The organism is Kitasatospora purpeofusca, from assembly GCF_042691725.1.
Lineage (GTDB): Bacteria > Actinomycetota > Actinomycetes > Streptomycetales > Streptomycetaceae > Kitasatospora > Kitasatospora purpeofusca_B.
The window spans coordinates 513,930-536,853 of record NZ_CP170483.1 but is presented as its reverse complement, the minus strand read 5'-3'; the positions used below and the strand labels follow the sequence as shown (position 1 = coordinate 536,853).

Genomic DNA, 22,924 nt, shown 5'->3' with positions numbered 1-22,924 from the left:
CTGCCGGTGGCCGACACGTCGGGGCCGGCACGCTGCGGGCTAACACGTCAGTCCGGACGCGAGGAAGCGCTCCTGGACCTCCGGGACGTCGAGGACGCCGAGGCCCGCGAAGTGGCGAACGGTCTGGCGGGCGGTGGCGGCGGTGTGCTGTGCCACCACCTCGTCGGTGAAGACTTCGGCGACCACCTGGTACGACTCGTCGGTGGTCAGGCCGTACCCGGCCAGTTCGGCCCGGACGGCTTCCCGGTCCGGCTGCAGGAAGGCGTCGATCAAGTCCGGCACCAGCAGCGCCGCACGCTGTCGCTGCCGGATGTCCAACGATCCCCAGAGGTGGTGCAGGAAGGCCGCGAAGTACGCGTGGTGGCGTCCTTCGTCCATGGCGTGGTCCCGTATGCTCTCGCTGACCGCCGGCACGACCATCGGATCGTTCGGCACCTCGGACAGGCTCGCCGAGATCAGGGTCTCGGAAACGGTGACGAAGAGCAGTTCCACCAGCGCGGCGAGATCCTGGCGTCCGTCCGCCGTCAACGCCCGCAGTCGGCGCAGGAAGAACGGTTCCGCGGGGAGCAGGGGCGCGATGCCGGTCCGTTGGCGTACCTGCTGGGCGAGGTCCGCCGAGAACAGCGCGTGGTAGGCCTCGTCGCAGTAGATGCGGTAGGCGTCGATCCGCATGGCATCGGGCAGCGGCAGCCCCACCGATCCCTGCGCGATGCCGACCGCGGTCCGGTTGACCACCAGGGTCTCCAGCTTCGCGGTGAAGTCGAGGTACCGGTACAGGTGCTGGATCAGGACCTGATCGTGGACGGGCCGGGGGAGGCCCTGGACCAGGGGGTGGCGGGCCACCGGGACCAGGTCGGCCGAGAAGAACCGGTCGTTCCCGTGCTCGGCCGGGATCTCGCGGCGCGGTGTGCTGCGGACCGCGGAGCGCTCGTACCAGGAGCCGAAGGGGCTTCGGTAGCCGTCCTGTCCGTCGGCCCCGGGGGGCTGTGGCGGCGCGGAACCGGCGGCGGGAGGCGCACCGGAGCCGGGGGCGGCGTCCGCGACGGGATCCGTCGGCCCCGTGAGCAGGGCCTGCGGGCAGTAGGACAGCGCTGCGCAGCCGATGAAGAGACCCGCGTTGCCACACATCACTCGGCTCCGTTCGATTCCACCGGGGGGACACGGCGCAGGAGCGCCGGCACGAACAGGCCCGGCACCAGCATGAGTGCGCCGAGCACCAGCCAGCCTCCTTCGTGCAGGGTCGCGATCAGGACGGCCCCGACCGCGGGTGCCACCACGTCGGCGAGTTGGGACGACGTCTGGAACAGTCCCTGGTACTCGCCGTGCCTGCCGGGCGGGGCCACGGCGTACGAGATCGTCCACATGCCCGCCTGCTGGCGAAGCTCCCCGAGGACGTGGACCAGCGAACCGAGCAGGAGGGCCGCCACAGCCGCCCAGGGCGGGACGTGGGCCGACATCATGAACAGCAGGCAGCAGGCGCCGAACAGCAGACCGGAGCGGAGTTGCGCGGAGCCGGCGGCCGCCAGGCAGTCGATCCTCCTGCTGACCCGGACCTGGAAGAGGATCACGCCGACGGCGTTCACCAGCAGCACCGCCGAGTACACCGAGTGGGGCGCCGAGGTGTCGGTCGCGACCCAGAGCGGGAGGACCACGTTGAGAACGCCTTGGTTGAGGCTGAGCGCCGCGCCCGCGCCGACGAGTGCGACCACCGGGCGGTCCCGCAGGACCGACCGGGTCCGTGGTCGTGCCCGGGGTCCCGGTGCGGCCCCGGTGGTGTCGTTCGACACCGGCAGCCGCCAGTAGCCGGCGGCTGCCACCAGTTGCAGGGCGCAGGCCGCGAGGAACAGGGCCAGGAAGCCCTCCTCGCGGTCCAACTGGACGGCGGCGCCGCCGATCAACGCGCCGACGGCGAGACCGGTGTTGCCCACCGAACGCATCAGCGCGCGCAGCGCGGTCCGGTCCGCCTGCGGCACCGCGTCCGCGACCAGCGAGCCGGCGGCCGCGCCCGCAGCGGAGCCCAGCGCCGCGAGCGGGCAGGCGACCAGGAGGAAGCCGGTCGTGTCGCCGACCACGGTGTAGCAGGCGGTGAGCACTCCTTGGCACGCGACGGCCGCTGTGGTGACCCGTTTGGCTCCCCACCGGTCGGCCGCCGCCCCGCCGGGCACGCTCACCAGCATCGCGAGCACGGCCGCGGCGCCGAAGCCCAGGCCGATCGTGGCGGAGTTCAGATGCAGTGACCGGGAGAGGTAGATCAGCGTGGTGGACAGCAGGATCCCGGAGCTGGTGGTCCGGCAGAGGTTGGCGATCCCCAGGGTGCGGGTGAGCCCCGGCGTCAGCAGCGACAGCCGCCGCGGCGGCGCCGTGGTGTCGGAGAGCGCCGTCACGACGGACTCCGGCCGGCCCGCTCGACGAGCCCTGCGGCCAGGAGCGGGAGGAGGGCCTCGCGAATGTCCTCGGTCACCTGATCGGCCGGTGCCTCGTACTGGTCCGCGACCGTGGCGGCCAGCTCGGCGAACGTCAGTTCACCGTCCAGCAGCCGCCAGACCGCGGCCGAGACGTCGGACAGCTCGAAGACCTCCTGGCTGGGGGCGGCGACCAGGGTCAGTTCGCCGAAGGTCCGCACCCGTGCGCGCAGTGACCGGTGGAGGACGTCCGAGTCGTCGATCAGCATGCGACCAGCAGCCCGTCCAGCAGTGCTTCGCGGAGCGTGGCACGGACCTCGGCGTGGACGTCGTCCCCGGTGGCCGCGGCGGCGAGCGCCAGGAGTTCGCCCAGTGTGCGGTGGCCGTCCACCGCGCGGAGCAGGGCCAGCCAGGCGCGGTCGGAGGGCACGGTGTCCTCGATGTAGAAGGCGAGTTCCCCTTCGACGACCAGGAACCAGGTCTTCGGGTCCGAGTGCGAGTGCAGCAGTTCCACGTCGTCGCCGAGCGCGAGCGCGGTACCGGGCGCGACAGCCGCGTCCGGCAGCATCCTGGCACTCATCGCCTCCAGGCCCGCGCCGGTCCAGTCGTGCTCCTCGGCCCGTGGCGGGATCACCCGCTTCGGCCGGTCGATCGCGGCAGCCGGCAGATCGCCCAGCATCGATTCCAGGAGTCCGAGGTTGACCAGCCGGAGCACGGTCTCGGCCGGTACGGCGGCGGGGTTCGCGGTGAGGGCCGTGACGGCCTCGATCACGCCGTCCCGGTTCAGGAACTCCTTCGCACCCCGCTGGGAGAGCGATTCCTCCAACAGCGCGCCGCCGTCCTGGGTGAGCATCCGGCAGAAGGAGCGGTAGACCTGCCGCTCCCCGCTGCCGTGGAAGAACGGCACCTTGGCCGTGCCGCGCGCCCGGTCGCTCAGCACACCGCGCGCCGCCTCCCGGAGGATGGCCTTGTCCCAGAGCAGTTGTTCGCGGAGCACGGAGGGGACGCCCAGGACGAGTTCCACCAGCCGGTGGTCCAGGAACGGCACCCGTGCCTCGATGCCGCTGCCTGCGGCGTTGCGGTCCTCGTGCCAGCAGTTGTACTGCTGGATGTCGCGGTACTTCAGGCGGGTGTACTGCCGGTAGGGGTCCTCCGCACCTGGCCGGGAGGCCCCGAACACGGAGTCGGAAAGGAGTCCGTCGACCCCCGGTTCCAGGAAGGGCAGCAGCCCCGGTCGGTGGTGCGCGGCGGTCTGTCGTGCCATCTGGCGCAGTCCGGCCATGGCGCCGGCCCAGCCGCCCCCGCCGCTGAAGTCCGCGAGATAGCCGCCGTTGAACTCGTCGCTGGCCTGACCGAGGAGCATGCCCTTCAGAGCCGGGCGCATCTGACGGGCCGCCCGGTACAGCTCGTTCTTGTAGAACTGCTCGGGTCCGCAGCGCGGGCTCTCCTGCTGCCACAGCAGTTCCCGCCATTGCTCGACGCTGGGAATCCCCGCGGCGTCCATGAGGATCTGGTGGTTGGGGAGGCCGAGCTCCGCTGCCGTCCGGCGGGCGTTGGCGGCATCCCCGTTGGCCAGGGTGCCGGGGGTGACCGCGGTGAAGGTGTGGATCGGTGTCGTGCGGGAGGCCAGTGCGGCCACCATCGCGGAGTCGATGCCCCCGCTCAGCAGCAGGCCGAGTTCGGCGTCGGCCGTCGCGCACATCTCCACCGACTCGGCCAGCAGACGGCCGTACTCCGCGATGAACTCGCCCGCGGTCAGGTCATGGTGGGGATCCTGCGGAAACTCCCAGTACCGGTGCCGGTCCGTCGCCCCGTCCCGCAGATCGATCTCGATGATCGTGGCGGCGGGGACCACCTCGACCCCGCCGAACCAGTTGGTGACCGGGGCATCGCTGAACATCGCCGCGCCGTTCACACAGGGGTCGGCGAGCGCACCGGCCCAGTCCAGCTCCCGGGGGCACTGGGGATCCTGGAAGAGCGCCTTGGTCTCCGAGGCGAACGAGATGCGGCGCCGGTTGCGGGTGTAGTGCAGGGGCTTGATGCCGAAGCGATCGCGCGCGAACAGGAGCTTGCCGCGTACCCGGTCCCAGACGACGACGGCGAACATCCCCTGGACCTGGTCGAGGAAGCGAAGGCCGTCCCGGCGGTAGAGGTGAACCAGCACCTCGCAATCGGAGTCGGTGCGCATCGTGACGTCGTGCGGCAGGCCGGCTTCCAGGGCGCGGTGGTTGTAGACCTCCCCGTTGGCCATCAGGACGATGTCGCCGTCGGGGCTCACGAACGGCTGGCCGCCGTGCTCGGGGTCGACGAGGGACAGGCGCCGGAAGGCCAGGCCGACCGGCCCGCGCACCGAGGTCTCCTCGTCGTCGGGCCCGCGGTGGCCCAGGCTTCGGGACATGGCGTGCAGCACCTGCACGTCGGAAGTTTCAAGGTCGGCGCCGTCAAGACGCGCCATGCCTGCCAAGCCACACATCTGTCACCCTCCGCTCATCGGTTGATCCGGTCACCACCAACGCCTTTGCGCGCACGCCCGCCCCGGCGGATGGCGGGCCGCGCCGGATCGCGCGGCCCGCCCCGTCCGTAGGTCAGACGACGCCTCGCAGCACAGCTGCGGCGGTGACCGGCTTGACGGTCGGCTTGACGTAGCGCTTCATTGCCCCTCCTTTCATGGGTCTTGAGAACGTGCCACTGGGCTCAAGTCGCCCGGCAGAAACAGTGACACTCAAGTGCCAAGAAGGTCAAGCCACTTGCCATTTGGGGCATTGGCACTACCGGGAATGGGCTGACTGGTGGCGCTAAGTCCGACATCGACACGGTTTGATTGACCTGCTCATGGTGGCCTCGACGTACCCGCCGGCCCACCAACTGGGGTGCCAATATGGACAATTGATCGCAAAGATCCAAAGATGCCAGGTCAAAGCCATCGATTTGCCAACAGGTAGTTCTTAATTGCCAAGCTGAAGGGTCTGTACTACCGTCTGTGCCCGAAGGGTGCCTATATGTCGAGGACAATGGCCGCCATGGGGCACCTCCGTCGAGCGGGTCGCAGCCGATCCGCCAGCCCAGTGCCTGGAAGGCCACCGCCGTGAAGATCATGCTCAGCCTTGTCGCTACCGCAGGGCTTCTCATCGCCGTGCCATCGCTCCTCCACGAGCCACCCCGGCCGAGCGAGGTGGCCAGGGTGGTGGACCCCGTGGCGGACGAGGAGATCGGCTGGCCCTGAGGTGCGCCGGACGCCCTCGCGTGACGTCCCGGTGGGTCGGCCTCTTCGGCCGAGGCTGTCGCTCCCGTCGACGGCGCGTCCTTTGGCGGGCATGAACTCCTCGGATCCTCGCGCCGACACCCCCTTGCACAGCCGCCCCCGGGCCGGCTCGTAGGTCCTTCGGGCCGAATCCGTGGAAGTGTTCGTCTCCACGGATTCGGCCCGTTGCGCGTCCCGGCCGTGGCGGGCCCCTCGGTCGCTCGGCTTGCCAACCCCTTGCCAATTCTGGAAAATACGTCCTGCGCCTTCGGAGCTGGGGATCTTCCCAAGCCTGGCGGGGTAACAGGCCCAGGCTTTTGGCGAAGGGAGCGTGCGGTGTTGCTGCAGCAACCGGAGTTCGGTGAGCGCCTGCGCGAGCTCCGACTGGAACGCGGGCTCTCGCAACAGCAGTTGGCCGGCGACGGCATCTCCTCGGGGTACCTCTCCAGGCTGGAGTCCGGGGCCCGCCCGCCGACGCCCAAGGCCGCCAAATACCTGGCGTCCCGTTTGGGTGTTCCTCTCGCGGAATTCCGCCCGCCCCGCGCCGATTCCCTGGCCCGGACGTTCGCCGTGGCCTGCGCGACCGCGGACGGTGAGCGGACCGCCCGGCTGCTGGAGTCCGCCCTGCAGGCTCCGTACGAGCCGGAGGAGGCGGTGCAACGCTGGCAGGCCGTCCGACTGCTGGCCGACCACTACCGGGAGGTCGGCGAGCGCGCTCGGGCGTTGCAGGCCCTGGAGCAGCTCCTCGAACTGGCCCAGGAATGCGCGGTGCCCGAGCTCCAGGCCTATTCCCTGACCCGGATCGCCCGCTGGTGCCGTGCGGCCGGACAGGTGGAGGTGGCGTACCTGTACGCCACGCAGGCGGTGGCACTCACCGCGGACCGTGATTTCCACCCCGCCGACCGAGCGGCCGCGCTGATCGTCCTCGTGTCGACGGAGACGGCGATCGGTAATCTCGTGGACGCCCGTGTCCATGCCGCCGAGCTGGACCGACTCGCCGAGTCCGGCTCGCCGGTACAGCAGGCCACCGCACTCTGGACGACCGCGCACGTTCACCTCCGCCTGGGGGACCAGGGCGGCGCCGAAGGCCGGCTCGGCACCGCGCTGGGGCTCCTCAGGAGTCAGGACGATCCGACGCTCTGGCTGCGGCTGCGGCTCGCGGCGGCATCGCTGAGCCTGCAGATGTCCCCGCGTAGGCTGGACCGGGCGGCGCAGTGTCTGGCCGAGGCGTCACCCGCGCTCGATCTCGTCGGATCCGTGCTCCAGCGCCAGGAGTTCACCCTTCTCGCCGCCCAACTCGCCTGCCAGCAGGGCAGGCTGTCCGACGCTCAGGCCCTGTGTGACGAGCTCACCCGTCAGGGGGATTCCGGTGGTTCGGCGTCGGGTGGTGGCGGTCTCCTTCTCGACTATCAGGAACAGCTCGCGTTGAAGGTGCTGCGGAGTCAGTTGCGCGTTCTCGGCGGTGACCGGGAGGGAGGTATCGAGGAACTGAAGAAGCTGGCGGAGGAGGCCCAGGTCAACTCCAATATCGATCTGTCGAAGGAGATCTGGCGGACTCTGGCGGAGACCGTCACCCGCTCGTAGACACTGCACACGCCATCCACGTTCTCTCCTGTCGGGGTTTCGCGGATCCGGCCGAACCGGAGCCGGGAGCCCGAAGAAAGCAGCCGGTCATGCGTTGGTCCCAGATGCACATCCCGACCCTTCGGGAGAACCCGGCGGAAGCTGATGCGCCGAGCCATCAGCTTCTGCAACGGGCGGGATATATCAGGCAGTTGATGTCGGGGCACTATTCGCTGCTGCCGTTGGCGGTCCGGGTGCGCGCGAAGGTCGTGGCCGTCGTCCGCGAGGAGCTGGACGCGATCGGCGCGCAGGAGTTCTCACTGCCCGCGATGCACCCGGCGGAAGTGTGGCAGCGTACCGGGCGCTGGGATTCCATGGGCGACGAGATGTTCCGCCTCAAGGACCGCAAGGGCTCGGACCTCGCACTGGGTATGACCCATGAGGAGATCTTCGCCACGCTGGCCCTCGAGCTGAACTCCTATCGTCAGCTCCCGCAGATGTGGTACCAGTTCCAGACCAAGTTCCGCGACGAGCCGCGTCCCAAGGCCGGGCTGATGCGCACCCGCGAGTTCACGATGAAGGACTCCTACAGCTTCGACCTGGCCCCCGAGGGGCTCGATCACTCCTTCGAGCTCCACCGCGGGGCCTACGAGCGGATCTTCGCCAGGCTGGGCATCCCCGCCCTGGCGGTCGAGGCGTCCAGCGGAAGCATGGGCGGCTCGGCCTCGACGGAGTTCATGTGTCCCTCGGAGGTCGGCGAGGACTTCGTCGTCCACTGTCCCGCGTGCGGCTACGCGGCCAACGTCGAGAAGGCCGCCTCCGCCCTCGCGCCGAGTGCGGACGGTGCCGGCCCGCAGGCCCCCGAGCCCTTCGACACGCCGGACGTCCGTACGATCGAGGACCTGGCCGGCCGCTTCGACGCCCCGGCCGACCACCAGATCAAGACCCTGGTCCACGTCCTGGACGGCGTCCTCACCCTCGTCCTGCTGCGCGGTGACCACGTCCTGTCGGAGCAGAAGCTCCTCGACGCGACCGGTGCCGCGGAGGTCCGGCCGGCCCGGCCCGAGGAGATCCGGGAGGCGCTGGGCGCCCTGCCCGGCAGCCTGGGCGCCGTGGGTGTGGCGGAGGAGATCCCGGTGCTGGCCGACGAGGCGCTGCGGGGTCGTACCGACATGTTCACGGGCGCGAACCGGGACGGTGTGCACCTGCGGGGCGTCGACCTGGCGCGGGACATCCGGGTGACCGGCTGGGCCGATCTCCGCGAGGTCGCGGCGGGCGAGCCCTGTGTCCGTTGCGGCGGGCCGCTCCAGGTGCAGAAGGCCATCGAGGTCGGGCACATCTTCAAGCTGGGCTACAAGTACAGCCGCGCGCTCGGCGTGCGCGTCCTCGACACCGCGGGCAAGCCCGCCGATGTGATCATGGGCAGCTACGGCATCGGTATCGAGCGGGCCATGGCCTCGATCGTCGAGTGCCACCACGACGAGCGCGGCATCGTCTGGCCGGTCGCGGTCGCGCCGTTCCAGGCCGTGATCGTGGTGGCCCAGCCGGCCGACGAGGAGGTCGCGGCCGCCGGCGAGCACCTGTACGGGCAGCTTCTCGCGGACGGTGTGGAGGTCCTCCTCGACGACCGGAACGAGCGGCCCGGCGTCAAGTTCAAGGACAGCGAGCTGGTCGGGATCCCGTTCCGGGTGACGGTCGGCAAGCGCGGACTGTCGGGCGGCACGGTGGAGTTCACCGAGCGCGCAACAGGCGAGAGCGTCGACGTCCCGCTCGGCGAGATCTCCGCTCACGTCCGCAAGGCCGTCGCACAGGCAGCCTGAGGACCCGCCCGACGGGGCGTACTGTCCGCGCACAGCACGTCCCGTCGGGCCCTCGCGGTGCCCGCGCGGTGCCCTCGCGGCGACCGACCGTCCCCACCGGGAGCGACACCTCTGCGACGCGTACGAGGCGGCGGGCCGGCTCCACCACGCGACCGCGCCCACGGACCCCATCGACCCGGCCATGGCGGTGTCACTGGCGGAACCTAGTCTCTCGGTCATGAGCCGCACTACTCCGCCCCGGCCGGTCGACGTCACCGCGCACTTCCCCGAGCTCGCACCGATGGCTCGCGCAGCGGTACGACTTCATCCACGCGCCGGCGAACCCACGGCATCGGACAGTTCGATCGGCGGCCCCTTGCTGTGGCCCGCGCACGAGCTGTGGCCTTCCTGCCCGGAGCACGCTGGTCCCTCGCAGTTCGGGGTCTCGCCCGAGGACCTACGGCTACGGCGACGGATCATCGCCGAGATGTGGCGCCGCCCCGACGAGGACGGAGCCGACGGGCTCAGCCAGGAGGAGCGCGCGACGCTCGACCGGGTGAGCCACAGCTCGCGGATCCCCCAGAACGGCCCGCTCCCGATGGTGCCGGTAGCCCAGCTGTACGCCGCCGACGTACCTGGTCTGCCGCGTCCGCACGGCACGGATCTGCTGCAAGTGCTGTGGTGCCCGTTCGACCACGAGGACTACCTGCCCCGCACGGAACTGCGCTGGCGAACCGCCGCCGACGTGACCGACCGGCTCGACGTGGCCCCGCAGCCATCGGTGATCGGCAACGACGACTACCTCCCCGAGGCGTGCATTCTGCACCCCGAGACAGTCACTGAGTACCCGGCCCCGCACGAGCTGACCAAGGAACTGAGGGAGCGGATCCGCGCCTGGGAAGACCAGCACGATCTCAACTACCAGTACGACCTGGCCGTTGCCCCGGGCTGCAAAGCGGGCGGCCACGCCCCGTGGAGCTTCTCCGACCCGTTCCCCATGGCCTGCGCCGAGTGCGGCTCCGACGTCCGACCACTGCTGACCCTCAACGGCAACGAGTGGAACGGCGGCAACGGAAGCTGGCGACCGGTGGAGGACTCCGGCTACACCGGCATCCACTCTCTCGGCCCGGCCGCCGCCACACGGCTCAGCATCGGCCGCAGCGGCAGCCTGCAGGTGTATGTGTGCGCGGACACCCACAGCCACCCGCACACGCAGAACAACCAGTGACCCGGCGCGACACGGCCGGCGGAGCATCCGTTGCTGCGGGCCCGCCGTGCCGGTGCTCGACACGAAGAGGTCCCCCTGATGCGACCCGCCCCGCGGGAGAAGGCCGCCGGGGGCGGGGCGGGGTACGGGTGCAGCCGGCCCAGATCCGGCCCGCCGGCGGGTTCCGCTACGCCAGCAGGAACTCGTACACCGCCTGCCGTCCGGCCGGGTTCGCCGCCCGGTTCTGCACCGAGTGCGCCGCCCCGGGCACGATCACGATCTGCGGGTGGTGCGCGAACTCGACGTGCTGGTGGAGCAGTTCGTACGGTGTGGCGAGGTCCCGGTCGCCGGCGAGCAGCAGCACCGGCACGTCGGGCAGCCTGCGGCGGTCCGACGGCGTCGGCGGGACCGGTTCGCGCGGCCAGTCGAGGCAGACCAGGAGGCTGCCGAGCCCGGTCGCGGTCGCCGGGTCGTACGGCCAGGTCTGCTCGGCGGTCAGCCGCTCCCGGGTGCGCTCCAGTGCCGCCGCGCGGCCCTCGACGGGGGTGTCGGTGGTGCCCCACGGGAAGTGCGAGTCGGCGCACAGGGCGGCGGAGTGCAGCCCCTGGCTGAGCTCCTCGGCCGAGGCGGCGTCGACCTCCCGGTGGACGAGGTCGAAGAAGTCCTGGAGCCTCTCGGGCCGCCCGGCGGCGGCCTCGTGCAGGATCTCCGGGACCCCGCCGTAGTCGGGGTCGACGAACTCGTAGCCGGTGAGCGCGCTCAGGATCCGCGCCCCGTTGCCGTACCGCCGGACGGTGGCGGCGAGGTCGGCGGCCGGGTCGGTGGTGCAGCCGGTGGCCCGGCAGGCGGCCCGCAGGACCCGGGCGCTCGCGGGCAGCGCGGCCAGGTCGAGGGGGTCGAACCCCTGTCGCGGCGCCACCGAGTCGAGCACCAGCCGCGCCACGTGCGCCGGGTGGGCGAGCGCGTACCGCTCGGCGACGAAGCTGCCGTACGAGACGCCGTCCAGGGTGAGGCGCCGGGCGCCGAGGGCGCGGCGCAGCAGCTCGATGTCGGCGACGGTGTCCGCCGTGCTGTAGTGGCGGGCGTCCGGGCCGAGGGCGGCGGCGCAGTCGGCGATCGACTGTTCGCGCGGTACGGCGAGGTCGGAGGAGCCCATGTCCTCCTGGAGACCCGGGCACCGGAGCGCGCCTCTGCCGGTGCCGCGCTGGTCGTACATCACCAGGCGGTAGTCCTTGAGGACGGGCTCCAGCCTGTCCGCGATCCGCTTCATCGCCGGGACGCCGGGTTGGCCGGGGCCGCCGGTGAGGAACAGCAGGTCGCCCCTGGGCGCCGTGGTGTTGCCGGTGACGGCCACTCGGAGGTCGAGGGTGCCCGGGGTGGCACCGCTGTGGTCGAACGGGACGGTGAGGGTCCCGCAGCTGAACTCGGGTGCCTCCGGGCAGGGCGCCTGCCCGGTGATCCCGCCGCCGACGCGCGCCACTGCGGCCGTGGCGGCGGAGCCGACCGCGGGGGCGGCCAGGGTGGTGCCGGAGACCACCGCGACGGCGCCCAGCAGGGCGGCGACGCGGCCGCGCGTGCTCGTCATGCTCGTCCTTCCGCTCACGCGCCGCGTCCGTGCTGACGCGGTCACGGAAGCAGCCTGAGCCCCGCGGCGCTCCCACGGCGCGCGTTCGGGCGGGACCCGGCGGGCGAACGGACGATCAGGACCCGGATGGCCCCGGAGGGCGGACAGCACCCCTCCTGTCGATGGCGCCCGCCACGACTGACTCCCACACCCGCCAGGGCGACTGGGAGTAGCAACCCGCCGCCCCCGGCGGGCACCGCCGTCACGGCTCGCCGTTCGAGGGGGCGGGGCCGTCTCCGGCGACCGCGACCAGCGCGTGGGGCTCTGTCGGTGTCGGCCGTTCGGGGCCGGTCCGGTGTCCGCGGTGTCAGCCGGAGAGGCCCAGCAGGTGGCGCAGAGCCCGGTCCTCCCGGACGACGCCGGGTGGGGTGGTGCGTTCGAGGGCGGCGACGAGCCGCTGCCGGTCCCGCTGTCGTACGGCCGGCAGCGGGATCCGGCAGCGGGTCCCGTCGCCGCCCTCCAGCAGGAGCACGTGCGGCCCTCGGTCGCCGCTTTCCTCGGCCGCCACCGAGTGCAGTTCCGCCAGGGGGAGGGAGGTGCGGCGCAGACCCCGGCGGACGGTGATCCGCTCGCGGCCGACGGTGACGGAGAGCAGCAGCACCACGGCGGGCGCCAGGGCGCTGACGACCGCCGCGACGGCGTACCCCGGTGCTGTCGGGCCGCCGTCGAGTGCCTTGGGCAGGGAGATCAGCAGGCCGCCCGCCATGAGGGGCAGCCCGAGGAGGGGGTTCGGCCGCACGGAGACCGGCGTGGACGGGGGTAACGCCTTGTCAGTCATATTCCGCTCCTGTCGTCGAGAGGTCCGGACCGCGAGCCACTGTGAGTGGCGGCCTACCATGGTGTCCTCGCAGGAACGGTACCGAGTCGGCCCCGGCCACGGCCGCCGAGTCCGCCCGCCCTCCTGACCACCCGTGGCCGCGCGCCGTCACCTTCACCCTGCCCTGCCGGTGCCTGCCGGCGTGCCCGAGCCGGGCTGCGGGCGGCGGCCCGGTCCGCTTGTTCGGATCGGCGGTATGCGGAAGGCTTTCGGTCTGCCGGGCCGTGCCCACGGCCATCCAGTACAAGAAGGACTTCGGGCGGCCAGGTCCTCGCCAGGTTCTCGTGCCAGGCCGAACCGAACTCGGGGAGGGCGCGGCCCGAGCCTGCGCCCTCCCCGGACCACTACCCGACCGCATCCCGGAAGACCGATGATCGAAGCGATTCTCTCCTCAGCTCCCGCTCTCTTCCCCGTCTTCGCCGTGCTCGGCCTGGCCCTCGGAACCGTGGCCTTGTGGCAGGCCCGGCCCCGGCAGTGGCCGGCGGCCGCCGCGGTGCTCTGGGGGCTGTCGCTGGCGGGAGAGGTCGCGGCGACGCTGACGCCGACCGTCACCGGGTCGGCCGGGAAGCCGACCTGTTCGATCGGCACCGGGGTGTGGGAGACGGCCACCACTGCGCAGGGACTGATGAACATCGCCCTGTACGTGCCGCTCGCCCTCTTCGCCACGCTGGTCCTGCGCCGGCCCCTGACCGTCCTCGCGGCGTGCGCGGTACTCTCCGCCGCGACCGAGGCCTTCCAGACCCTGCTGGGAACCGGACGCTCCTGCGACGCCGCGGATCTCGTCGACAACGTTCTCGGTGCGCTCATCGGCACGGTTGCCGCGGTCCTCTGGTTGTGGCTGCGCCGCCACAAGCCGCTGTTCGGACGCCGGGACGGCCTCCACGGCCTCGCCGCAGCCGGCACCGGCCTCGCGGCCGTCACGGCCGTCATCTGGCTGTACGTACCGCTCCATCACGATGCGGCGGGCTTCAACGCGCACTCCACGGCCGACGAGACCGAGATACCCCAACGCATCGCCGCTCAACTCTTCGGCCCCGGCACCGTGTTGCAGACCACCCGCCTGACGACCACCCCCGAGAAGCCCTCCCAGCCGATCCTCGACGCCACCACCGACCGCGGCCAGTTCCGGATCGAGTGGCCCACCGGACGCCTCCTCAACAGTGCCTCGGCCGACAGCCTGATCGACCCGGGGCCGCTCACCCGGGACCAGGTCCTCAAGGTCGGCACCGACTTCGCGGCGGTCTGGTTCTCCGACCTCACGCGGGCCGTGACTCCGACCCTGACCCCCACCGACACGGCGGGTGGCGCCTACACGCTCACCTACCGCCGGTACGACGCCGACAACGTCCTGCTGCCCATGCGCCTGGACATCACCGTCTCCACCTCCGGCCGGGTCATGGCGTCATCCGTGCGTTGAGATGCCGACCCCCAGCTGCCGAAACCCACCGTCACCGCCGACACGGCCAAGCAGCGGGCCGTCGCCGCCGTACCGGGATCCCGCGCGGACACCACATCCCTCCTGGCGAAGCAGATCGACGGACAGCGGCGGCCCTGCTGAGTGGTCAACCTCATCAAGCCCGCGGACGGGCCGGCACGGCCCGGTGGACGCTCTCCGTCGTGGTGTCCAGTCCCAGCAGGTCGAGCACGGGTGTGTCCTGTCCTGAACGTTCCCTGTGCAGCCCGCGCACCGTGCAACGGGCCGATCGCCCCGGGCTGCCCGTCCGGTCAGTGGCGTGCGCGCGCACCGTCGGCACGGCGGGACGCGGTCCGGCGCCCGCCGGCGCCGCACTTCCGGACCCTGCCGAACACCACGGCACCGGTACTGGACGCGCACGGCCGCGGCGCACGGCCCGCGCGGCGAGCACCCCGGGGGAGTGCTCCGAGTGGAGCGGGCGGGCGGCCCTGGGCGAGGAGACCTGCACCGCGACCCCGACCGCGCCCCGTGCGCGGCAGACCCTGCGGACCGGGGGCGAACCGGCGCGCGTCGCCGCCGACCTGGGCCGCTGCTCCGATGCCCGGGACAATCCGGTGTCCGCCCGGCGTGCAACCTTTGCCGCGGTGCGGTGGTGAGTAGGGCAGAGCGACGGTCCGATCGGGTCGTCGCGCGGATGCTAAGAGGACGTGGATGACCGCACGGACAATGCACATCCCGGTGGAGGACCGGCCCCGGCCCGTCACGGCACCGGTTCGCGAGGGCGGCCCCGGGTCGTCCGAGCTCGACTTCGAGGGGTTCGCCGCCACGCGCTGGCCGCGGTTGGTGCGCACCGCCTACCTGCTCACGGGCGACTACCACGAGGCCGAGGACGTGGTGCAGGCGACCTTCGCGAAGGTCTTCAGGAACTGGTCCCGGATCAGCCGTCTGGAGGAGCCGGACGCCTATGTCCACCGGGCCCTGGTGAACAACAACATGAGCCGTCACCGGCGGCGCCGGGTCAGGCAACTGCTCACGCCCGTCCTTCCCGATCGGGCGTACACCGCAGGCGGTGGCCACCGCGAGGTCGAGGAGCGCTCGGTGCTGCTCCAGGCGCTGGCGGAGCTGCCGCCGCGCCAGCGGGCCGTGGTGGTCCTGCGCTACTGGGAGGACATGAGCGAGGGCCAGGTCGCCGAGGTACTCGGCTGCTCGCTGGGCAATGTGAAGAGTCAGGCCAGCCGAGGCCTGGCGAAACTGCGCGGCCACCCGGCGCTGGCCTCGTACGCGGCGGACACCGGTTCAACGATCGACGGCACGAGCGGAGGCAACAGGTGATGGACACCGAGGACATGGTGCGCGGCGCTCTGCGGGACGAGGTGGCCCAGGTCGTGGTGGCGGACTGGTCTGCCGGGCCCGTGCGGGTTCATGTGCGCCGGCAGCGGCGGGGGCGCCGGGTGGCGATGGGGACGTCGGCCGTGGTGGCCGCGCTCGCGGTGGTGGCCGGTACGGGGGCGGTCCTGTCCGCGCAGCACGGGCGCCAGGCCGTCGGGCCGGCCTCCCAGGCTCCGCGGGTACCGGTGGGCCCGGCTCCCGAGGCCCTGGTGGTGGAGCCCGGCCAGCAGCTGCCGTTGGACCGCCAGGACTGGTGGATGCAGCTGAAGGACCAGGAGATCTGCATCCACGACGCTCCCGCCTACGGCAGCGGTCCGGGCTGCGGCGGACACTCCTGGGCGGCGGGCGCGACCGAGATCACCATGCAGTACTACGGCAACCCGCCGCAGTACCACGAGGGCCTGTACAACCTCGTCTACCGCGGGCCCGGGCCGGTGGCCCGGATGACCATCGAGGTGGACGGCCGGGCGTACTGGGCCACCGTCGCCTCGCTCCCCGGCAACCCGGGCTACGCCACCGGCTACGTCTGGGGGCCCAGCACCAAGACCCCCGACGATCCGAAGGCATATCCGCTCGAGGGCATCAAGATCGCCGCGTACGACGCCCAGGGGAGGGTGCTGGCGAGCAAAACGCTGTCATCCTGAACCGGACCGGCACCGCGGCCCCGGCGGCGGCCGCCCGCCACCGGGGGCGTTGCCGTCCGTGCCGAGCGCCTTCGGGGTGGCGATGGGTCCCGTGGCGGCGGCCGTGCCCGTTCCGGACCGGTTGGGCATGCGCCGGGGTGCGTGCCGCGGTGTGTTCGCGGTTTTCCACGATGCCCGGTGCGGGGGCCGGGTGTCAGCCTGTCATTGCCACCGCAGCCGTAGCCGCAGCCGCAGCCCGGTCGGGCCCGGTTCGGGTTGCCTGAGCCGTTGCGGGTGGTCGGCTGTTGACGTGGAACATCCGGAAAGAGGAGCTTGTCATGTACGGAAGAACTCGTCGGGTTTCGCTCTGCGCCGCCCTCGTTGCCGCGGTTCTCGCCGCCGGTACCGCGCAGGCGTACGCCGCCGCGGCCTCGTCCTCCCCGGCACGTGCTGCCGTGACGCCGGCCGCCCGGAGTCAGGCGCCGACGCTCGCGATCGAGATCTGGCGGTGGGAGGGCCAGTACATGACCCGGGCGCTCGCGGTAGCCATGGGGCAGCTGGCGATCGCCATGGGAACGGCCATCACCTACAAGATCGAGAGCGTCAATTGGGGCGACAGGCAGGAGTACGTCCTCTACGTCCAGTGAGCCCCCGAGTCCCTGGCGCCGGTCCTTGAGTCGCGGCGTTCCCGGGCGGAACAGGGCGAGCGTGGCACGGGTCCGTTCGCGAAGCCTCGAGTTTGGCCAGTTTCGACGAGAGTTGGTAGTTCCATGTCACGTATGACTTCCATGACCGGTCCGCGCCGCACGGCCGCGGGCGTGCTCACGGCCGCGCTGCTGGCGGCCGGAGCGGTTGCCCTCGCCCCGGCGGCGCAGGCCGCGGCCGGATCCGGCGGGCCGCAGGCGTCGGCGCAGCAGCGTGCGGGCGTCGAGAGCACGGCGCAGGGCGTGTCGGGTGTCACCGCGGCCCGCTCCACCAAGGTGACCCTGGTCAACCTCACCGGGTCCGGCCTGGCCAAGACGTGGGAGCACCTCGACCACGGGTGCTGGTCGACCGATGAGTTGCCGCCCGACTACATCCCCAACACCAAGGCACCCAGCTGGAAGAGCGAGTCCTGCGGGTTCGCGACCGGGACCGAGGGGAGCATCTCCTACGCGCTGTCCGGCGGTGGCGGCCAGGTCGACCTGCACTGGAACAACCCCTACGTCGGCAGCAACGGTTACAGCTGCTCCGCCCCGGTCGGGTACACCTGCTCCCGTACCGGCGGCAACGGGAACGACGCCGAGGTCACCTTCACCATCCGGTCCGCGTCGGGGGTGAGGGGGGCCCAGGCCCCCGCGGCGGAGTCCGCGCTTGCCGCGGCCCGGAGCACGACGGTCAACCTGACGAACAACGCGGGGACGCTGCTCGTCCGTGACGGTTCCAGCCTGAGCGGGGGGATCTGGTCCGACGGGATGCTGCCGCCCTCCGTCGTTCAGCCCGGTGTGACGGCGAAGTGGGCGAGCGAGTCGGAGGGTTTCATGACCGGTACGGCGGGTGAGGTCTCCTTCACCGTGGCCGGGGTGACCAGCAAGGTGAAGGTGTCCTGGAACAACCCGTACGTGGGCAGCAACGGTTACAACTGCTCCGTTCCGTACGGGTACGTGTGCACGTGGCAGGGCGGTGGCGGCAACAACGCCGCGGTCTCCTTCACCCTGTCGCGCTCCTGACCGTGCCGCGCTGAACCGCCGCCGCCCCCGCCCCGGGGCAGATGCACCAGACCCCGGGGCGGGGGCGGCGGGTTTGCCGGCCCGCCATCGAACGTGACGCGCGTCGGCCGGCCGGGGCGGACTGTCCGGCTTCCGGACGGTGGTTGTCCACGGACGCCCCCGGCCGGGTCCGACGCCTTCCCGCGCCGCACTGCGTGCCGGGCGGGCGGTGCCTGCCGTGGGTCCTGGCCCGGCCGCGGCTCCTACTGCTGGAGTACTGCGGCCAGTTGGGTGCGCCGGGCGATCCGCAGCTTCCGGTAGCAGTTGGTGAGGTGCGTTTCCACGGTGCGGCGGGTGAGGTGAAGCAGCGCGCAGATATGGGCGTTGGTGTGCCCGGCCGCCGCCAGTTCGGCCACGCGTCGTTCGGCCGGGGTCAGCGCGTGCGGGCCGTTGCCGGTGCCGTTGCGCACCCGGCCCTCGCGCAACGCCTCCTGGGTGAGGGCGAGGAGGCGGTCGGCCGCGGCCGGTCCCGCGCCCTGGGGGGCGGGCGCTGCCAGGTGCAGGGCCACGGCGTGCGCCTGGCGCAGCGCGTCGCGGCCCTTGCGGCCGTGGCCCGCTCCGATGCGGGCCCGGCCGAGGTCGACCAGGATCTCCGCGAGTTCCACGGGAGCGGAACCCGCGGCGAGCAGTTCGGCGCCCTCGGTCAGCGCGTCGAGGGCCGAGCGGCCGCCGACGGTTGCGGCGTACGCCCGCAGGGCCCGGCCGACGGTCCGTGCGGTGCCCCAGGTCCGGGCGTGGCGCAGTTCCTCGTCGGCGAGTTCCCGGGCTTCCTGGCGCCGGCCGAGCCGGACCAGGGCGAACGCCGCTGCGGAACGCCACGGTGTGGCGACCGGGCTGACGAAGTCGTGGGCGCTCTGGCCGGCCCCGCAGGCCAGGTACTCGTCGAGGGCGGCCTGCCAGTCGCCGTGCGCGGCGTGCAGGAGGCCGCGGGTGTAGCGCAGTTCGTTCCACTCCCAGGAGCTGTCGGCGCCGCACGGCCCGGCGAGGGCCACCGCCTTCCACGCCCCGGTAGGCTCGCCCCTCTCGTGCCGGGCGGTTGCCACCATCGCCGCCAGGTGCGGCAGGCGGACACCGCGCTCGCCGGCCGCCTCCACCAGGGGCGCGTTCTCTTCGACGACGCGGTCGAACTCTCCCGCCCACAGCGCGGCCTCGGCCCGGACACTGAGCAGGCACTGCACACCCACGTCCGTCAGCTCCGCAGGGCCGGGCCGCCCGGGTGGGCCGGGCAGGCCGAGTGCGGTCAGTTCGCGTGCCTCCTCCAGCCGGTCGGCCCACTGCAGCAGGGTGGCCGCGCTGCCGAGCCAGGCGGTCCGCAGGCGCGGGTCCACCGGTGCCGCCAGGCGCGGGCGGATGCGGGCGAGCGCCTCGGCCGCCGAGCAGAGGCCGGCTCCGGCTTCGTACTCGGTGATCAGTCCGCAGACCAGCGGCTCGATCGCGGCAGGAGCCGTCGGGGCGAGCGCGCGCAGGCCGGCGACGGCGCCGCGCCACTCGTCGTTGTCGTGGGAGGCGACGAGCGCGCCGAGGGTCTGCAGCACCTGGACCAGGTCGTCGTCGGCGACGCGGCCGGCCTGGCGCAGGACGCGTATCGCGCTGTCGGTGTCCCGGACGGCGAGGAGGGCCGCGCTGAGAGTGGCTGCCGCGGCGGCTCGTTCCCGCAGGTCGGTGTGCAGTTCGAGTCCGGTGCGCAGTCTGCGGATACCGGCCGTCGGGTTGTCCGCGAGTTCCAGGGTGCCCAGGCGCACGTTGAGGGTGGCCCGCAGGTCCGGATCGAGCGTGCCGCTCAGGGCATGGCGCAGATAGCCGGCGGACTGTCCGGTGTGCCCGGTGCGCGCGGTCTCCTCGGCGGCGTCGGCCAGGGAACGGGTCATCCACACCTCGCCGGGTCGCTCCACGTGCAGGAGCCGGGAGGCCACGGCCGTCGCGGGCGCGCCGCTCTCGTCGAGCAGTTCCGCGATGCGCCTGTGCAGCGCGGTGATCTCCGCCGGCCCGGCGGCGGCGAGAACGGCCTTGCGGGCGAGGGGGTGCTGCAGCAGGGCGCCGATGTGGCGTGACGGCCGCTCGCCCGGGTGGCGTCCGCGTGTGCAGTGGCCGCAGTGCGGGTGCGGGGGTGTGGGGGCGGCGGGCAGGCCGTCCTCGGCCGCGACGGCGAGGGCGAGGCAGGCGTGGCGCAGGCACGGACCGGCGTTCTCCAGCCAGTGGGCGATCGCGGCGAAGTAGCGGTCGTGTCCCGGGGCGGACCGCGACCGGGGGAGCGGTCCGTCACCGAGGTCGGCGGCCAGCGCCCGCGCCAGGGCCGGGTTGCCGCCGCTCGCCTCGACGCAGGTCACGGTGTCCTCGCCGTCCACGCCGCCGGCCCTGGCCATGCGGACGACGGAGGGCGCGCTGAGTGCCCGCAGGGTGAGGCGGTCGCCGGCCTGGGGCGGGAAGGGCTGCGGACCGGACGCGTCGGCGTACTCGGTGACCACCAGGAGGACGGGTATCTCGGCGATGCGGCGGGCGAGGTAGCCGATCCAGCGCCGGGACGGCTCGTCGGCGTGGTGGAGGTCGTCCACCGCGATGAGCACCGGCTGCTCGGCGGCGGACCGGGCCAGCCGCGTCACCAGCCCGTGGAACAGCCGCTGTTGGTCCGCCCCGGCCGGCACCTTGAAGGGGACGGCTCCGCGGTCCGCGAAGAGCTGCCGGACGAGCCCCAGAGAGAACGCGCTCTCCTGCGGTACGCCGCGCGCGCGGGCGACGCGCATGGCGCCGCCGCCGGCCTGCTGCCGCACGATCGCCTCCAGGGCGGCGGTGCGTCCCATGCCGGGTACCGGCGCCGAGAGCAGGACCCGGCGTCCGCTGCCCGCTCGTGCGGCTGTTGCGGCCGTCGCGGCCGTGCCCAGTACCCCGTCGCGTTCCAGAAGCATCCGTTCCAGATCCCTTCGCTCTGTTCGTCCCGCGGTACCGGCCCGGGCCGCCCGTCGCACCCGCACTCCCGGTGGCCGTGCGCGCGGGCCGTGGCGTCCATCGGCCCGGGCATCGCAGGACACGGGTGAACGGCAGAGAAGTCGCGCTGCGAACCCCCGGAGGGAGACGATGGCCTCAAAGAGGCTGCAAGAAATAACACTTGACTGTGCGTCACCTCATGCTTGGCCGGGCTGGAGCGTTCCGTCCACGAGGCCGGGCCACCTCTGCGCATCGGGACACCCGTCGGCTGTGCGAATGGGCACGAACTGCCGCGAACGGCAGGGGCCTTGCCCCCGGCGACAACCGATCCGGCCGCCATGTCGTCGCGTTCGGCCGCAGTCCCTGGCGCGCCGTGCCGCCGCCGCACCGGAGGACTTCGCCGCCCCTATAGCTAAGTCATCGACATATCTAAATCGATGATCTATGGTCTCCGCATGGCAGACCGTCAACTGCAGGAGCCGGCAAGGCTCGTACTCACCGCACTGGCCGACGAGCCCCGGCACGGCTACGCGATCCTCCAGGAAGTCCTGGCGATCACCGAAGGCCGGACCAGGATGCTCACCGGCACCCTCTACACGGCCCTGGACCGCCTGCTCCACCAGGGCCTCATCCGGATCGACCACGAGGAGGTCGTGGCCGGGCGACTGCGCCGCAGCTTCGCGCTGACCGAGCAGGGCCGGCACACACTGACCGAGGAGACGCAACGGCTGCGCGCCGGCGTGGCCGAGGCCGAGCGCCGGCTCGCCCTCGGCGCCCCCCGGCCCACGCTGCGCACGAACTGGGGGACGGCATGACCGACGAGCGCACCTCCCCTCCCGCCCTGCTGCGCCGGCTCCCCCTCGACCGCCTCTACCCGGCCGGGTACCGCGCCGCGCACGGCGAGGAGATCACCGCCGTCTTCGCCGACGCCCTCCAGCACACCGACGCCCGCACCGCCCTGCGCGAGTGGGCCGCCCTCGCCGCACACGCCGTGCGACTGCGCACCCGGCTCAGCTCCCGCGATCCCGCGGGCCGGATCCTTGCCGGTGCCGCGCCGTTCCTGCTGGCCGGCGGGGCCGCCCTGAGTGTGGTCCATCTGCTGACCGGCGCCCTTCTTCCCGGCCCCGGTGCGAACTGGGCGGTGGGCGCCGCGCAGACCGCTCCCTGGGTCCTCGCCCTGCTGTGCGCCACCCTCCGCCGCTGGGCCGTGGCCCGAACCCTGGTCCTGGTGGCCCTCGCGACCCGGGCCGGCGTCGCCGTGGCGGCACTGTTCCATCCGGCCACGGCGTTCACCCAGTACTCCGAACTGCTTGGGCTCTGGGTCGTCATGGGCGTCCTGGTGCTGATCGCACCGCCCGACGCCGTCGACCTCTCCCGACGGGGCCGCTCCTGGGCGATCGGCTCCGCCGTCGCCATCGCGCTGCCGATGAGCGGCCTCACCGTCCTGTGGCTCGGCACCTGGCCCGAGGACTACCCCGACCTCGTCTTCCCGCCCCTCCAGCAGGCCCTGCTCGACCTCTCCACCGCCTGGCCGGCCCTCGTGATGAGCCTCGCCTACCTCGTGCGTCTCGGGAGGCCGGACACCGACCCCCTGCAAGCCGGCGGTATCGCACTCGCCGTGCTGCCCTGGACGCTCATGATCGCCCCACCCCTCTACCGGAGCACCCCGAGCAACGCACCCGACCTGCTCCGCAACGCCGGCGTGGTCCTCGCCTTCCTGGCCACAGCCACCGCGATCGGCATCCTGCGCCGCAACAGCCGGCGCACCCGTCCCGCCGAACCGGACGGACTGCGGACATCCGATCCGACGGCCTGACCCGATGTCACGGGCCACTGCGCCCGTCCGCCGGACACAGCCCCGGATGAACCGGTGCGGAAGGCGGCCCTCGCACCTTCGAGGGCCGCCCGAACGCCGCCCACCCCGGTTCACGTCCGACCGGTCGCCCGTTGACCGCGCCGATGCGGCCGTCGCCCGTGTGCCGGACCCGTGTGCGGAGGACGGGGTGCGGCGGGCTGGGCGACGAAACACGCCCCACCCGCCGCATCCGGAAGCGTGACTGGTTTGGCCTGGATGCGGTCGGCCTTCTCCCGTGGCTCGTCCGAGTGGTGGCGAGTGGTCCCGGGTGGGGCTTCGGGGGCTGCCCGATCAGGCAGCTTCTCCGGTGGGTGGGACAG

Annotated in this window: 17 protein-coding genes; 10 read left to right on the top strand and 7 right to left on the bottom strand. The window is 72.4% G+C overall.

Annotation, left to right across the window (positions count from 1 at the left end; translation table 11 throughout):
* Positions 1 to 39 precede the first annotated feature (39 nt).
* The 4 genes from ACFCLZ_RS02370 to asnB are packed head-to-tail and all read right to left on the bottom strand — an operon-like array spanning position 40 to position 4,875.
* Positions 40 to 1,128, bottom strand: a complete 1,089-nt coding sequence (locus ACFCLZ_RS02370; RefSeq protein ID WP_380282914.1) for a diiron oxygenase — start codon at positions 1,126 to 1,128, stop codon at positions 40 to 42.
* Entirely contained in the window at positions 1,128 to 2,384 is a 1,257-nt protein-coding gene (locus ACFCLZ_RS02365) for an MFS transporter (RefSeq protein WP_380282913.1), read from the bottom strand. The genes ACFCLZ_RS02370 and ACFCLZ_RS02365 overlap by 1 nt, the downstream gene beginning before the upstream one ends.
* Positions 2,381 to 2,671 carry a PqqD family protein gene (locus ACFCLZ_RS02360; protein WP_380282912.1) on the bottom strand — a complete coding sequence of 97 codons (291 nt, stop codon included), beginning with the start codon at positions 2,669 to 2,671 and terminating at the stop codon, positions 2,381 to 2,383. Before ACFCLZ_RS02360 ends, ACFCLZ_RS02365 begins: the two co-directional genes overlap by 4 nt.
* On the bottom strand, positions 2,665 to 4,875 hold the full coding sequence (gene asnB / locus ACFCLZ_RS02355) for an asparagine synthase (glutamine-hydrolyzing) (protein ID WP_380282911.1): 2,211 nt from the start codon (positions 4,873 to 4,875) through the stop codon (positions 2,665 to 2,667). Before asnB ends, ACFCLZ_RS02360 begins: the two co-directional genes overlap by 7 nt.
* Before the next feature lie 1,104 nt (positions 4,876 to 5,979).
* Between asnB and ACFCLZ_RS02350 the strand changes: the two genes are divergently transcribed.
* The 3 genes from ACFCLZ_RS02350 (at position 5,980) to ACFCLZ_RS02340 (ending at position 10,233) form a co-directional block, all read left to right on the top strand.
* Positions 5,980 to 7,227, top strand: a complete 1,248-nt coding sequence (locus ACFCLZ_RS02350; protein WP_380282910.1) for a helix-turn-helix domain-containing protein — start codon at positions 5,980 to 5,982, stop codon at positions 7,225 to 7,227.
* 89 nt (positions 7,228 to 7,316) lie between these two features.
* Positions 7,317 to 9,026: a proline--tRNA ligase gene (locus tag ACFCLZ_RS02345; RefSeq protein ID WP_380282909.1), complete on the top strand. Its 1,710-nt coding sequence runs from the start codon at positions 7,317 to 7,319 to the stop codon at positions 9,024 to 9,026.
* A 217-nt stretch (positions 9,027 to 9,243) separates the two neighbouring features.
* The gene (locus tag ACFCLZ_RS02340) at positions 9,244 to 10,233 is read left to right on the top strand and encodes a hypothetical protein (RefSeq protein WP_380282908.1); all 990 of its coding nucleotides are present in this window, start codon (positions 9,244 to 9,246) and stop codon (positions 10,231 to 10,233) included.
* A 166-nt stretch (positions 10,234 to 10,399) separates the two neighbouring features.
* Here ACFCLZ_RS02340 and ACFCLZ_RS02335 read toward each other — a convergent pair whose 3' ends face one another.
* Both ACFCLZ_RS02335 and ACFCLZ_RS02330 read right to left on the bottom strand, forming a co-directional pair.
* Positions 10,400 to 11,797 carry an alpha/beta hydrolase gene (locus ACFCLZ_RS02335; protein WP_380282907.1) on the bottom strand — a complete coding sequence of 466 codons (1,398 nt, stop codon included), beginning with the start codon at positions 11,795 to 11,797 and terminating at the stop codon, positions 10,400 to 10,402.
* Between the two features lie 346 nt (positions 11,798 to 12,143).
* Positions 12,144 to 12,614 carry a PH domain-containing protein gene (locus ACFCLZ_RS02330; RefSeq protein WP_380282906.1) on the bottom strand — a complete coding sequence of 157 codons (471 nt, stop codon included), beginning with the start codon at positions 12,612 to 12,614 and terminating at the stop codon, positions 12,144 to 12,146.
* A 409-nt stretch (positions 12,615 to 13,023) separates the two neighbouring features.
* On the opposite strand from ACFCLZ_RS02330, the gene ACFCLZ_RS02325 reads away from it, so the two are divergent.
* From ACFCLZ_RS02325 to ACFCLZ_RS02305, 5 genes are all read left to right on the top strand, one after another.
* The gene (locus ACFCLZ_RS02325) at positions 13,024 to 14,070 is read left to right on the top strand and encodes a VanZ family protein (protein ID WP_380282905.1); all 1,047 of its coding nucleotides are present in this window, start codon (positions 13,024 to 13,026) and stop codon (positions 14,068 to 14,070) included.
* Between the two features lie 708 nt (positions 14,071 to 14,778).
* Complete coding sequence (locus tag ACFCLZ_RS02320; protein WP_380282904.1) at positions 14,779 to 15,399, top strand: SigE family RNA polymerase sigma factor; 621 nt, start codon at positions 14,779 to 14,781, stop codon at positions 15,397 to 15,399.
* On the top strand, positions 15,399 to 16,100 hold the full coding sequence (locus ACFCLZ_RS02315) for a hypothetical protein (RefSeq protein WP_380282903.1): 702 nt from the start codon (positions 15,399 to 15,401) through the stop codon (positions 16,098 to 16,100). The genes ACFCLZ_RS02320 and ACFCLZ_RS02315 overlap by 1 nt, the downstream gene beginning before the upstream one ends.
* A 317-nt stretch (positions 16,101 to 16,417) precedes the next feature.
* Positions 16,418 to 16,726: a hypothetical protein gene (locus ACFCLZ_RS02310; protein ID WP_380282902.1), complete on the top strand. Its 309-nt coding sequence runs from the start codon at positions 16,418 to 16,420 to the stop codon at positions 16,724 to 16,726.
* 132 nt (positions 16,727 to 16,858) lie between these two features.
* Positions 16,859 to 17,788: a Crystal protein ET79 gene (locus ACFCLZ_RS02305; RefSeq protein WP_380282901.1), complete on the top strand. Its 930-nt coding sequence runs from the start codon at positions 16,859 to 16,861 to the stop codon at positions 17,786 to 17,788.
* A 242-nt stretch (positions 17,789 to 18,030) separates the two neighbouring features.
* Here ACFCLZ_RS02305 and ACFCLZ_RS02300 read toward each other — a convergent pair whose 3' ends face one another.
* Positions 18,031 to 20,730 carry a LuxR C-terminal-related transcriptional regulator gene (locus tag ACFCLZ_RS02300; RefSeq protein ID WP_380282900.1) on the bottom strand — a complete coding sequence of 900 codons (2,700 nt, stop codon included), beginning with the start codon at positions 20,728 to 20,730 and terminating at the stop codon, positions 18,031 to 18,033.
* A 474-nt stretch (positions 20,731 to 21,204) separates the two neighbouring features.
* On the opposite strand from ACFCLZ_RS02300, the gene ACFCLZ_RS02295 reads away from it, so the two are divergent.
* Together ACFCLZ_RS02295 and ACFCLZ_RS02290 are read left to right on the top strand one after the other, a co-directional pair.
* Positions 21,205 to 21,564 (top strand): PadR family transcriptional regulator, encoded by a 360-nt coding sequence (locus ACFCLZ_RS02295; protein WP_380282899.1) that lies wholly within the window; start codon positions 21,205 to 21,207, stop codon positions 21,562 to 21,564.
* Positions 21,561 to 22,565: a hypothetical protein gene (locus ACFCLZ_RS02290; protein WP_380282898.1), complete on the top strand. Its 1,005-nt coding sequence runs from the start codon at positions 21,561 to 21,563 to the stop codon at positions 22,563 to 22,565. Before ACFCLZ_RS02295 ends, ACFCLZ_RS02290 begins: the two co-directional genes overlap by 4 nt.
* The last annotated feature ends 359 nt before the right edge of the window (positions 22,566 to 22,924 follow it).